The 12,830-nt window shown below is 61.4% G+C and carries 13 protein-coding genes; 4 read left to right on the top strand and 9 right to left on the bottom strand.

The features are described from left to right. Positions 1-39: 39 nt before the first annotated feature. The 3 genes from Q7J44_RS18570 to hppD all read right to left on the bottom strand — a co-directional run bounded on the left by Q7J44_RS18570 (position 40) and on the right by hppD (position 3,400). Positions 40-1,023 (bottom strand): fumarylacetoacetate hydrolase family protein, encoded by a 984-nt coding sequence (locus tag Q7J44_RS18570; RefSeq protein WP_304882468.1) that lies wholly within the window; start codon positions 1,021-1,023, stop codon positions 40-42. Positions 1,024-1,087: 64 nt separating this feature from the next. After that, positions 1,088-2,224, bottom strand: coding sequence for a homogentisate 1,2-dioxygenase (locus Q7J44_RS18565; RefSeq protein ID WP_304882466.1), 1,137 nt, complete (start codon positions 2,222-2,224; stop codon positions 1,088-1,090). 87 nt (positions 2,225-2,311) lie between these two features. Continuing rightward, positions 2,312-3,400 carry a 4-hydroxyphenylpyruvate dioxygenase gene (hppD, locus tag Q7J44_RS18560; RefSeq protein ID WP_304882464.1) on the bottom strand — a complete coding sequence of 363 codons (1,089 nt, stop codon included), beginning with the start codon at positions 3,398-3,400 and terminating at the stop codon, positions 2,312-2,314. Positions 3,401-3,892: 492 nt separating this feature from the next. On the opposite strand from hppD, the gene Q7J44_RS18555 reads away from it, so the two are divergent. Continuing rightward, on the top strand, positions 3,893-4,465 hold the full coding sequence (locus tag Q7J44_RS18555) for a hypothetical protein (protein ID WP_304882463.1): 573 nt from the start codon (positions 3,893-3,895) through the stop codon (positions 4,463-4,465). A gap of 95 nt (positions 4,466-4,560) precedes the next feature. Here Q7J44_RS18555 and Q7J44_RS18550 read toward each other — a convergent pair whose 3' ends face one another. The 5 genes from Q7J44_RS18550 to Q7J44_RS18530 form a co-directional block, all read right to left on the bottom strand. Next, a complete protein-coding gene (locus tag Q7J44_RS18550; protein WP_304882461.1) occupies positions 4,561-6,339 on the bottom strand; it encodes an ABC transporter ATP-binding protein in 1,779 nt (592 codons plus the stop codon). Continuing rightward, the gene (locus Q7J44_RS18545; RefSeq protein ID WP_304882459.1) at positions 6,332-6,964 is read right to left on the bottom strand and encodes a DsbA family protein; all 633 of its coding nucleotides are present in this window, start codon (positions 6,962-6,964) and stop codon (positions 6,332-6,334) included. Before Q7J44_RS18545 ends, Q7J44_RS18550 begins: the two co-directional genes overlap by 8 nt. Before the next feature lie 3 nt (positions 6,965-6,967). After that, positions 6,968-7,906: a rhodanese-related sulfurtransferase gene (locus Q7J44_RS18540; protein WP_304882457.1), complete on the bottom strand. Its 939-nt coding sequence runs from the start codon at positions 7,904-7,906 to the stop codon at positions 6,968-6,970. Positions 7,907-8,072: 166 nt separating this feature from the next. After that, a complete protein-coding gene (locus Q7J44_RS18535) occupies positions 8,073-8,366 on the bottom strand; it encodes a BolA family transcriptional regulator (RefSeq protein WP_304882455.1) in 294 nt (97 codons plus the stop codon). Between the two features lie 13 nt (positions 8,367-8,379). After that, a complete protein-coding gene (locus tag Q7J44_RS18530; protein WP_304882453.1) occupies positions 8,380-8,880 on the bottom strand; it encodes a DUF2059 domain-containing protein in 501 nt (166 codons plus the stop codon). Between the two features lie 234 nt (positions 8,881-9,114). Between Q7J44_RS18530 and Q7J44_RS18525 the strand changes: the two genes are divergently transcribed. The 3 genes from Q7J44_RS18525 (at position 9,115) to Q7J44_RS18515 (ending at position 11,884) form a co-directional block, all read left to right on the top strand. Then, a complete protein-coding gene (locus Q7J44_RS18525; protein WP_304882451.1) occupies positions 9,115-10,110 on the top strand; it encodes a DUF2804 domain-containing protein in 996 nt (331 codons plus the stop codon). A gap of 108 nt (positions 10,111-10,218) precedes the next feature. Continuing rightward, the gene (locus tag Q7J44_RS18520; RefSeq protein WP_304882450.1) at positions 10,219-11,607 is read left to right on the top strand and encodes a class II fumarate hydratase; all 1,389 of its coding nucleotides are present in this window, start codon (positions 10,219-10,221) and stop codon (positions 11,605-11,607) included. 100 nt (positions 11,608-11,707) lie between these two features. Continuing rightward, entirely contained in the window at positions 11,708-11,884 is a 177-nt protein-coding gene (locus tag Q7J44_RS18515) for a DUF4169 family protein (RefSeq protein ID WP_304882449.1), read from the top strand. A gap of 47 nt (positions 11,885-11,931) precedes the next feature. Here Q7J44_RS18515 and Q7J44_RS18510 read toward each other — a convergent pair whose 3' ends face one another. Beyond that, positions 11,932-12,663: a GntR family transcriptional regulator gene (locus Q7J44_RS18510; protein WP_304882448.1), complete on the bottom strand. Its 732-nt coding sequence runs from the start codon at positions 12,661-12,663 to the stop codon at positions 11,932-11,934. Positions 12,664-12,830 lie beyond the last annotated feature (167 nt).

Genomic DNA, 12,830 nt, shown 5'->3' with positions numbered 1-12,830 from the left:
CGTCGCTACGCTCCTCGACCCATCCTACGATCTACCCATTCACGGCCTGTACTTCTCCACCACCTGATCGATAGCACCGAACAGGCTATGGCCTGCGGCATCGAACATCTCGATACGCACCCGATCGCCGAACCTGAGGAACGGGGTTTTCGCCTCGCCACTCTCGATAATCTCCAGCATGCGTTTCTCCGCCAAGCAGCTGGAACCAGCGCTGCGGTCGTAGTTCGACACGGTGCCCGAACCGATGATGGTGCCCGTTCCCAGCGGCCGGGTCTTGGCGGCGTGGGCGACCAGGGTCGGGAAATTGAAGGTCATGTCGGTGCCGGCATCCGGCTGACCGAATAACGCGCCGTTGATGTGCGAGACCAGCGGGCGGTGCACCTTGCCGTCTTTCCAGCAGTCGCCCAGTTCGTCCGGGGTAATCGCCACAGGCGAGAAGCTGGACGAGGGCTTGCTCTGGTAGAAGCCGAAGCCCTTGGCCAGCTCGCCAGGGATCAGGTTGCGCAGCGACACATCGTTGACCAGCATCAGCAACTGGATATGCCCGGCGGCCTCGGCGGCGCTTGCGCCCATTGGCACGTCGTCGGTGATCAGCGCAATCTCGGCTTCCAGGTCAATGCCCCACGCCTCGTCGGCCACTTGGATAGGGCTGTGCGGCGGGATAAAACAGTCGGCACCGCCTTGGTACATCAGCGGGTCATGCCAGAAGCTTTCTGGAATTTCAGCACCGCGCGCCTTGCGCACCAACTCGACGTGGTTGACGTAAGCGCTGCCGTCAGCCCAGTGGTAAGCACGCGGCAACGGGCTGTGACAGGCGGCCTGATCGAAGGCGAATGCGCCCTCCTCCAGCCCATCGTTAAGACGCTGATACACCGCTTCCAACTTGGGCTTGGCCACAGCCCAGTTATCCAGCGCAGCCTGCAGCGTGGCGGCAATGACCGGGACTTTGATAGCGCGACTGAGGTCGCGGGACACCACGACGAGAACGCCGTCGCGGCCTTTATTCAATGATGCGAGTTTCATGCTCAAACCTCGTAGGGTGCGCCATGCGCACCACAGATATCCGTCGGGTTGCGGCGCGTGCGGCCTACTTCAATCCCGGCGCACGCCAGGAGTTGACGTATTCGGGCACATCGACCTGTGCGGCGGCCGGGTGTATGTCCAGGGCGCGGCGGGTGTCGATCATCACCGCCACCTCGTCGATAAAAGTAGCCGGATCGACCTGCGCCTTTTTCAACGCCTTGGGGTGCGGCCCGTGGGGAAAGCCGCACGGGTGCAACGTGACCATGCCCTGCTCGATATTGTCGCGGCTGAAGAAGTTGCCACGGTGGTAGAACAGCACTTCGTCGTAATCGTCGTTGTTGTGATAGAACGGCACCTTGAGCGCACCGGGGTCGCTTTCCACCGGACGCGGAGTAAAGGTGCAGATCACGAAACCGTTGGCGACAAAGGTGGTGTGGGCCGATGGCGGCAAGTGGTAACGGTGGCTCATCAGCGGGCGAATATCGCGCCAGTTGAGGCGCACCACAGTGTTGTCGCCATGCCAGCCAACCACATCCAGCGGGTTGTACGGGTAGGTGACGGTGCTGATCTGATTGCGCCGCTTGATCCGCAGCTGCCAGGTGTTCTCGTCCTGCTGAGCCTTGAAGGCCTCATCAATGCGCGGATGATCGAGCACCGCCGGATCGAAAATCGCCTGCGGACCAAGCAGGCCCTTGTCCGGCAGCTGGTAGGCGCCATCGGTACTTTCGATCAACAGCATAAAGGTCGGCGCACTGGTCTCAATCCGCCAGGCGGTGCCACGCGGAATCAGCAGGTAATCGCCGTCGCGGTAGCTCAGGTGGCCGAAGTCGCAGTAGAACTCCCCTGCCCCCTCATGAATAAACAGCAGGTCGTCGCCATCCGCGTTGCGCACCAGGTGGCGCATCGCGCCGTGGGTCCTCCACAGGCGCAACTTCATATCGGCATTGTGCAGGGTCAGCGGCGCTTCCAGCGGACAATCGCGCTCACTGGAAATATCGTTGAAGTTGAAGGCGTGCGGGCGCAATGGGCCTTGCCAGTCGATCCAGGCAGTCGGCGGATGCTTATGGTGCAAGTGCGCCGTAGGGCCGAAAAACCCCTCGCGGCCCATCTCGCGCTCGTAGGTGCCCTCGGGAAAGTCGCAATGCGCCTGACGCGAGCACTCGCCTTCACGCAGGGGGAAGCTGATCCAGTTACGGCTCATGACAGAACTCCATCGTAGGGTGCGCCGTGCGCACCATTAATCGGTGCGCCTGCACACTATTAATCATAGGCGCCGGGGCGAAGGCTCCTAGAGCACACCGCGCTTGATCTGGTCTTCCTCGATGGACTCGAACAATGCCTTGAAGTTGCCCTCGCCGAAGCCCTGGTTGCCCTTGCGCTGGATGATCTCGAAGAAGATCGGCCCGATCACCGTATTGGTGAAAATCTGCAACAGGATGCCGTCATCGCCCGACGTACCGACGCCCGGAGCGCCATCGATCAGGATGCTGAGTTCACGCAGCACATCGGTTGGCTCGCCATGACCGGCCACGCGGGTGTCGACCTTGTCGTAGTAGGTGCCGGGAGTCGCCAGGAACTGCACGCCGCTGGCGCGCAGCTGGCGCACGGTGGCATAGATGTCCTCGGTGGACAGGGCGATGTGCTGAATACCTTCGCCGTGGTACTCGCGAATAAATTCCTCGATCTGCGACTTGTCGTCGGCCGACTCGTTGATCGGGATACGGATCTTGCCGCACGGTGAGGTCATGGCCCGTGAAACCAGACCGGTGAGTTTGCCTTCGATGTCGAAATAGCGAATCTCGCGAAAGTTGGCAATCCGCTCGTAAAAGCCCGACCAGACATCCATCTGCCCGCGCTTGACGTTGTGGGTCAGGTGATCCAGCTCTTTCAAGCCGACCGCGTTGTCCTGCGGGGTACGGCCTTCGATGTACTCGAAATCGACGTCATAGATGCTCTTGTCGCCATAGCGATCCACCAGATACAGCAAGGAGCCGCCAATACCTTCGACGCAGGGGATGTTCAACTCGCCGAAGTTCGCGTGACTACCGACCAGCGTAGCCCCTTGCGACTCGACATAAGACGCTGCCTGGGCGGCGTTTTGCACCCGGAACGCCATGGCGCAGGCGCTTGGCCCGTGCTTCAAACCGAATTCGCGGACATGCCCGGTGGGACTGCCGTTGAGCACAAAGTTGATGTCGTTCTGCTGGAACAGCCAGACTTCCTTGGAGCGGTGCTTGGCAGTTTCGGTAAAGCCCATGGCAGTGAACAGCTCACGCAACTGCTGGATGCCCTCGGGCGTCGGCGCGGTGTACTCGACAAATTCGAAGCCGTCGGTACCGATGGGATTGTGCTGTTCGATCTTGTTCACGGCGGTCATTACGCCTCCTCGTTATTGTTGTGGATTCAGCGCCATCACAAGCAGGCAGGACGACGCGGATAGCTCCATAACAACCGAGGCAAGCACACCCCACAAGATGGCCCAGACGCCGGGCGGCGACACTTGGCACCGGCAATGGCAACAAAACCTTACGGCTGACCAGCCACCAGAGAAAGCGCTGCTAGCACGGTAAAAAACCAGGCAAGTCGTAACGTTTTATTTACAGCGCGGCGCATATAACTGCCAAACAAGCACTGATTTGGCTGAAGATGACTGCATACACTCGCAATCAGCTGCGTCAGGCGGCGCTGCAGTGCGCAACGTGCAGGAATAGTTGAACGCTTAGCTATGAACTGTGGCCCAACCTTAAGACGCCGAATTTATAGCGCCCAACCCAGCAACGAGACGAAACGCCAGCCATATCAAAATAGTGGCACAATGCCATGCAGAGACTTGCCACTTAGACCGCCACAATCACGCGACGGAAAAGCCATGAGCAACGACCCACAAGAAAGTAGCGGCGAGCCCATCAGTGCAGAGCAACGCCTGGAATTGCTGGAGAAAGGCCGTCGACTCGACCGCATCCTGCTGTTCATCCTGGCCGCGGTGCTGGTGATGACGCTCGCCAGCTGGCTGACCATCGGCTTGCTCAGCCGCTCCGGCGAACAGGAAGACAACAGCGGCGCCAAGCAGATCCAGAGCCTGCAAGAACAGGCAAGCGCACTGCAGAAACAGATCGCAGAACTCGAACAGACCGCGAGCCAGCACGGTAATCAGTTGAGCACCCTGCACAGCAGCAAACCTGCAGCGCCGCTGACCAGCGGCGACAACCGCGACTTGCAGCTGCAAGTCGCACAAACCCTGATCGGCCAGGAACAGAGCTTCCAGCTCAGCCTGGCGGCGCTGAAAAACGGCATGCGCGACCTCGCCGGCATGATCGCGGGATCACGCAGCTGGCTGAGCGACTATCAGGAGGCACTGGATAAGCAAATGGCCGACAGTCAGGCGCGCGCGCAACACCTGCAGAAGTGGGCCAGTACGCCAGCAGCTGCAGCGACGCCCTAACCTCCAAGAGGCTGGAGACACAGCCCCCTCAAGTCGAGCGTAATAAAGCCACGCGCCTGTTGGCGGCTGCCATAGGCCGCAGTGTTAACAACCCCTCAGTGCTGCAAATGTCCATACAGCTTGGCGTATAGCCCGCCATCGGCGATCAGCTGCTGGTGATCGCCATCCTCGGCGACGCTGCCGCCATCGAATACCAGGACCCGATCCGCCTGCTTCACCGCACTCAGGCGGTGGGCGATGATCAGGGTGGTGCGCCCGTGCAGGAACTGATTGAGGGCCTGGTGCAAGGCGTACTCGGTGGCGGCATCCAGGGCCGAGGTGGCCTCGTCGAGAATCACCACTTTCGGCTCGGCCAGGACCATGCGGGCGATGGCCAGGCGCTGGCGCTGGCCGCCGGATAGGCGCACGCCGGAACGCCCGACGATGCTGTCCAGGCCGTTGGCCAGTGCGCCTATGGTGCCGGCCAACTGGGCGATTTCCAGGGCGCGCCAACAGGCTTCGTCGCTGCGTTCACGGCCCATGCACAGGTTGGCACGCACCGTGTCGTTGAACAGCGCCGGATGCTGCAACACCACCGCGACCTGCTCACGCACGGTTTCCAGGCCAATCTCCTGCTGGCTGCAGCCGCCGAAACGAATGATCCCCGCCTGCGGCGTATAAAGACCCAGCAACAGCTGCACCAGGGTGCTCTTGCCGCCACCGCTGGCGCCGACGATGGCCACCTTTTCACCCGGTGCAATGCTCAGGTTGAGGTTATCCAGCACCGGTTCGTCGTTATACGCGAAGGTCAGGCCGCGCACCTCGATACCGACGGTGTCGCGCCCTGTGAATGGATCTGCACCGCCCGGATACTGCGGCTCGTCACGCCGCGCGAGCAGTTCGTTGATCCGCGCCAGCGCACCACCGGCTGCGTAGAAGGCATATTGCAGGTTGAGCAACTGCTCGACCGGGCCAATCATGAACCACAGGTAGCTGAACACCGCGAGCATCTGGCCGATCGACAGGTCGGAGAACAGCACGGTGAGCATCGCTGCAGCGCGAAACACGTCGATGCCGAACTGAAACAGCAGGCCGCTGGCACGATTCGAGGCGTCGGTTCGCCATTGCGAGGCCACAGCGTAGTCACGCACCTCCCGCGCTCGCCCGCCAAGACGACCAAGAAAGTATCCCTGGCGATTGCCGGCACGGATTTCCTGGATCGCCTCGAGGGTTTCGGTGAGCGCCTGGGTAAAGCGCGAGGTACTGTCGTTTTCCAGGCGTTTCAGGTATTTGACCTTTTTGCCCAGCAGCACCGTGGCGTAGATCACCAGCGGATTGAACAGCAGGATCAACAGCGCCAGTTGCCAGTGCATCCACAGCAATATCGCCGAGGTGCCTGCCAAGGTCAGTACAGCAACCAGAAAACGACTGAGGGTTTCGCCGACGAACTTGTCCAGGGTTTCCAGATCGGTGACCAGGTGGGTGGTCACGGTGCCGCCGCCAAGGCTCTCGTATTCAGTGAGTGAAATGCGCTTGAGCCGCTCGAGCAGACGAATGCGAATACGGTAGACAATGTCTTTCGACAAGCGCGCGAACAGGCGTGCCTGCAGCACGTTGAAGATCAATGACGAGCCGCGCAGCAGCAAGGTCAACACCAGCATCAGGCCGATATAGCCGGCCGCGGTTTCCCAGCTACTCGGGAGGAAGCGATCCATCACCGTGAGCGCGGCATCGCCATCGTTGAGCAACACTTCGTCGACCAGCAACGGCAGCAGCAGAGGTATGGGCACGCTGCACAGGGTGGCAAAGAACGCCACCAGATTGGCCAGGATCAGGGCTTTCTTGTGATGCAGGGCCAGGCGGCGGATTTCCGCCCAACTCAACCGATCAGGCATGAGCCGCGCGCTCCAGCCAGCGACCGAGCAAGGGCGCCAGAACCTCGAGGGGCTGATAGCCATTGGTCAGCAGGGCCAATTGGCCGTTGCGTTCGGCCAGCAAGGTGGGAAAGCCGGAGATGCCCAGGTCCTGCACCCAGCTGAAATCGGCGCTGGTGGCTTCCCGCTGCTCGACACTGTCGAAGGCTTCGGCAAAAACGATGCGTGGAATCCCGGCACGCTCGGCCAGCCCGACCAGCACACTGGCCCGAGTCACATCCTCGCCCTGGGTATAAAAAGCGCGCTGGATAAACTGGGTCAGCGGCCAGACGCTATGCACATCGAGACTTCGCGCGGTAACCAGCGCCCGGCAGGCCGGCTCCGTGTCGTAAACCATGCCCTCGGGCAAGCCGTCGATGAAATTGAATAGCTGGCCAGTACTGGCATTGACTGCCTGCCAGTAGCCCAGATATCGCACCCGCGCCGCCGCGTCGATGGCCACGCCATCACGGCGCAGGCCGCCGAGGACCAGCTGCAAGGGCACGCCGGCCGCAGCCGCCTGCTCGACGAGGGACTCGAGTACCGGGGCAAAACCCCAGCACCAGGAACACATCGGGTCCATCACGTAGAGCAAGCGCGCTTGCATGGCCTATCCCTCGTTAGCTTGGCGTGCGTTGTAACCCAATGGATGCGGTTGGTTACGGGCTTTAGCCAGTTCGATCTGCTTTTGCCGTTCACGAGCGCCGGCGCGAGTTTTCTCGGGCAGCGAATCCCAGCAATGCGGGCAGCTTACGCCTGCGGTGTAATACTCGGACTGCCGATCTTCCACGGAAATCGGCGTGCGGCAGGCATGACACTGATCATAATCGCCCGCAGTCAAATCATGCCGCACGGTGACCCGATTATCGAAGACGAAACAGTCACCGCGCCACTTGGTCTGTTCCTGGGGCACTTGTTCCAGGTACTTGAGGATCCCGCCCTTGAGATGGAACACCTCGGCAAAGCCGGCACCGAGCATATAACTGGACGCCTTCTCGCAGCGAATCCCGCCGGTACAGAACATCGCCACTTTTTTGTGCTTGGCCGGGTCGAAGTGCGCCTTGATGTAATCGGGAAACTCGCGAAACGACTTGGTCTTGGGGTCGACCGCACCCTCAAAGGTGCCGATCGCCACTTCATAGTCGTTGCGCGTATCGATCAGCAGCACGTCGGGATCACTGATCAGCGCGTTCCAGTCATGGGCCTCGACATAGGTGCCGACCTGCAGGTTGGGGTCGACGCCCGGTACGCCCAGGGTGACGATTTCCTTCTTCAGCTTGACCTTGGTGCGGTAGAACGGCTGCTCGTCGCAGTACGACTCTTTGTGATCGACATCGGCCAGGCGCGGATCCAGGGCGAACCAGGCGAGCAAGCCGTCGATGCCGGCGCGCGAAGCAGAAACGGTGCCATTGATGCCTTCTTCGGCGATCAGCAAGGTGCCCTTGACACCATTGGCCAGCATGCTTTGCAGCAAGGGCTCGCGTAGTGCAGGGTAATCCGGCAGGGAGACAAACTTGTACAGCGCGGCCACCACTATTTTATCACTCATCGAACTTCTTCCTTCAGTAGTCGCCCACGTAAAGAGCGGACTGGGATTGCAAAAAAACGCGCCGGCATGAGCCGGCGCGCTGGGTAGTTTACTTTTCTTGGCGCTTGCCGTGTAGAGCGAATCAACAGCGGCTCAAGGATCTATCCCCTGCGCTATTCTCGCCGCATCAATGCCCACCTTTACAGGTCGGCGAGGCTGGCGCGACACCTTGCTGCGCCCACTCCTCGGGGGTATAGGTGTGCAACGCCAAGGCATGCACCTGAGCCATCAAGTCGCCCAGGCTGGCGTAGACCTTCTGATGGCGCTTCACTGCATTCAAGCCCGTAAATAAAGGGCTGACGATCACGGCTTTGTAATGGGTTTCCAGCCCCCTGCTGTGCATGTGACTTTCGTCCAGCACCTCAAGATGCAAAGGATCAAGTGCAGCCAAGGCAGTCTGCAGTTGAGCTAATTTCGACATATTAAAACTCCATTCACGGTTTTTTCGGCTCCAGCTCAGTGGTCATGTCCGCCAGCAGCTTATTCACTTTCGGCACGGCTGCTTGCAGTTTACCCTGGGTCAGCTGCGCCGACTGCTCGGTCAGCATCGGCATTTTTTGCAAGACTTTCTGGCCCAATGGCGATTGATAGAAACTAACCAATTCCTGCAATTCCTGCTCGTTGAAATTGCTGGTGTAGAGCGTAATCATGTCGGGCTTGAGCTTGTCCCAGGCAACCGCCCGGTCCAGCTCGGCGTTGGCCTTGGCCTGATAGGTTTCCAGCAGCGCCTGTTTGTTCTTGCCCGTGCCGCTTTCGGCAAACCGCTGGGCGAACATCTGTTGCACCTGGGCATAGACTGGCACCACCAGTTTGTCGGCTTGGGCCAGTTGCAGAAAACGCTCCGCATCGGCCGCATGACTGGTGGCATCGGCAAACACCTGAGCGCTGCCGCAGGTTAATATGGCGACGGCGCAGAGGGCAGGTAAACGTGACATTTTTGGCTCCGGATTAAATAGGACGAGTCATGTATGACCCAATACCGGCCATTTTGTGCCCAAGCCCGCCTGCCACTCAAGCAAACGCCGTCCTAATCAGGGCAGATCAGAATGCCAGCACTTGCCCTGCCCTGTCGGTACGGGCAAGCTCAACCTATATCAAGATAACTTCTACGCGCTTCGATGCCGGCGAACTCGCTGCGCTGCGTGCAGCAACATACATGGACGTAACCGATGAGCCCACACACCTCTTGTGCGATAGCCCTGTGCGACGCTCAAGGCCAGCTCAATCCGCAGGCCATTGGCTGGTCGCCGCGCCCTCGAGTCGACTGCGCCCTGCCCGGTCATCTCGGCCGCCGTAAACGCTGGAACCACTGGTGCATTACCACCCCGCACTGGATGCTCTCCCTGACCCAGGCCGACCTCGACTATGTGGGTTACGGCGCTGCCTATTTCCTCGACCTGAGCACTGGCCAGGCGGTTGCGCATAGTCAGTTGCGCCTGCTTGCGAAAGGCTGTGGACTGCCGAGCCAGCCTGAGCAAAGCCATGAGTTCTGCCACCCACGCCTGCAAGTGCGCGTTATCGAACAGCCTGGGCGCACAAGACTGACGGCCGCTGCGCCAGACATCGGCGGCCAACCACTGCAGGTTGATCTGGATATCCAGCGGCCTGCCCACCTCGACTCGGTCAATCTGATCGCCCCGCTCGGCCCGCGACACTTTCATGCCACCTGCCGGCAAATGGGGCTGCCAACCAGCGGCAGCGTGCAACTGGGTAACCGGCACTACAGCTGCGTAGCCGGGCACAGCTTTGCCGCCATGGACTTTGGCCGCGGTGTCTGGCCATTGCACAGTCACTGGACACGCGCCGCCTTTGCCGCGCCGGGCGGCATTGCCGGTAATTTCGGGGCAGGCTGGACCGATCACAGCGGCTTGTCGGAAAACGCCTTGTGGTTCGGCGGCGAACTGTTGCACCTGGATACCCAGGTACTGATCCAACAACCCCAGACACCACTGGCGCCATGGCGCCTGAACAGTCTCGACGGACGTGTCGATTTGACCTTCACTGCACAGCAGCTACATAAAGCCTACCCGCGCCTCGGCCCCTTCTACGCCGATACCAAACAATGGTTTGGTCACTTTGACGGCATGCTCCGCGGCCCAACCGGCGCATGTGTGCCAGTGGATCGAGCACTCGGCTGGCTGGGCAAAACCCAGGCGCGCTGGTAGAGCCCATGCAATCAGGACTGTCAGCACAAGCGAGACAAATAACCTGCCAGGGAACCTGCGAACCCTTGCAGCGGCCTAAACTTGCTGAATCGCCTTCTGGAGAGTTCCATGAGCCGCACCGAAACCGACAGCCTGGGCCCCATTGAAGTACCTGAAACGGCTTACTGGGGCGCGCAAACCCAACGCTCACTGGTCAACTTCGCCATCGGCGAGGAGCGCATGCCAGTGGCCGTTTTGCATGCCCTGGCCTTGATCAAGAAAGCCGCCGCGCGGGTCAATGACCGCATCGGCGACCTCCCGCCGGACATTGCCAGGCTGATCGAGCAAGCCGCCGACGAAGTACTGGCCGGCCAGCATGATGAGCAATTCCCCTTGGTAGTGTGGCAAACCGGCAGCGGCACCCAGAGCAACATGAACGTCAACGAGGTGATCGCCGGCCGCGCCAACGAACTGGCCGGCAGCGCGCGCGGCGGCAAGAGTCCGGTGCACCCCAATGATCATGTCAACCGCGCACAAAGCTCCAACGACAGCTTCCCCACGGCCATGCACATCGCCGCGGCCAGCGCCCTGCTGCATGACTTGCTGCCGGCCCTGGCCGAACTGTCTGGCGGGCTGGCCGAGCAAGCCGCACGCCACAGTAAACTGGTGAAAACCGGGCGCACTCACATGATGGATGCCACACCGATCACCTTCGGCCAGGAACTCTCTGCTTTCGTCGCCCAGCTCGACTATGCCGAGCGAGCGATCCGCGCCACCCTGCCGGCGGTTTGCGAACTCGCTCAGGGCGGCACTGCCGTCGGCACCGGGCTCAATGCGCCGCCGGGTTTTGCCGAGGCCATCGCCGCCGAACTCGCGGCCTTGAGCGGCCTACCGCTGGTCACCGCACCCAACAAATTCGCCGCCCTGGCTGGCCACGAACCCCTGACCAGTCTGTCCGGTGCACTGAAAACCCTCGCCGTGGCCCTGATGAAAATCGCCAATGATTTGCGCCTGCTCGGCTCAGGCCCGCGCACCGGGTTTGCCGAGTTAAAACTACCGGCCAACGAGCCCGGCAGTTCGATCATGCCGGGCAAGGTCAACCCGACGCAGGCCGAGGCGCTGACCATGGTCTGCGCCCATGTGATGGGCAATGACGCCGCCATCGGCTTTGCCGGATCGCAAGGGCACTTTGAACTGAACGTCTACAACCCGATGATGTCGTATAACCTGCTGCAATCCATGCAGCTTCTGGGCGATGCGGCCGGGTCGTTCACCGACAATATGGTGGTGGGCACCCAAGCCAACATTCCGCGCATCGACAAGCTGATGAAGGAATCGCTGATGCTGGTCACGGCACTTGCCCCCACCATCGGCTATGACAACGCGACCAAAGTGGCCAAAACCGCCCACAAGAACGGCACCACCCTGAAAGAAGAAGCGATTGCGCTTGGCTTTGTCGATGCCGAGACCTTTGACCGCGTGGTGCGGCCCGAGGATATGATCGGCCCCAAGGGGTGAAAGACGATCCGGGTCAGCTGACCCGGACCAACAGCTCCGGTGGAGCGTTCGAAGCATCGAACGCCCGCAGCCCCTGCTGCGGGCAGGGAGCGTTAAGCACATGGCCGAGATCGTCAACCTGCGCCAAGCCAGAAAGCAGGCCGCCCGCAAGACCGCCCGCGCCAAGGCGGATGAAAACGCGGCGAAATCCGGCCTGACCCGAACTGAGCGCGACCGGCAAAAGGCCGAAGCCGAAAAAGCCGCCCGAGATCTGGATGGACACAAGCGTGACCCGTAGGGCGGGGGTCTCCCCGCCCTTGTTTGTGCGATGCAGGAGAATTGCGGTCAGCGGCTGTCGATCCCCCACCAGCGCAGGGTGTTGGTCAGGTGGGTGCGGATGGTCTGCTCGACGGCGGGCAGGTCGCGGGCCTCGAGTGCTGCAATGATGGCCAGATGTTCAGTCATGGCGGGGATGATGCGGTCGGCCAGAAACGGGCGCTGGGTCTGGATCACGGCGATGCGGTCGCGGTTTTCGGCATAGAGCCGGCGCAGCACCGGGCCGTCCAGCCCGGTGGCGAGCGCGTCGTGCAGCGACAGGTCGGTGGTGATCGCGCGGCGCTGCAGGTCGGGCGCGGCGGGGGCGCTTGCGTCGTGCAGCAGCGCCTCATGCGTGGCGCGCAGGGCGGCGAGCGGCAGGGCATCCGCCCCCGCCAGCAGACGGCGCGCGCCGTGCAGGTCGAGCATCGCGCGCAGATCCATGCAGTCGCGCGTGGTGTCCGGGTCGGCGGTCATGACCATGACGCCGCGTTTGGGCAGGATGCGGACCAGACCGGCGGCCTCGGCGCGCTTGACCGCTTCCCGCACGGCGGCGAGGGGGAAGCCCAGCTCAGTGACCAGCATCGGCATTGACAGGAACATGCCGCTGCGCAGGGTGCCGCCACGCAACCCGTCGACAAGGGCCCGGTGCGCCTGATCGGACTGATCGCCCTGCGGGTGATCTGTGCGAACGCCGGACCCGGTGCCGTTTCCATCGGCGTCGGTGGTATCCGCAGGGGCAGCGGGCCGATTGTCTTTCATTTCAATAAGGTCCTTCTTTGCCGTGCTATGTAGTCTGTTGCTGGGCCTCTGCCTAACATGTTACGATAAATGTCTTGCGCCATGCCAGTGGCAAAGCGTCACATGAACGGGCGGTCAACAGCCCGGGGACCAGCAAGACGGCACAGACCAACAAAGGAAGGGACAAC

The organism is Pseudotabrizicola sp. (assembly GCF_030656345.1).
Lineage (GTDB): Bacteria > Pseudomonadota > Alphaproteobacteria > Rhodobacterales > Rhodobacteraceae > Pseudotabrizicola.
This window is presented reverse-complemented; position numbering and strand designations above follow the sequence as displayed.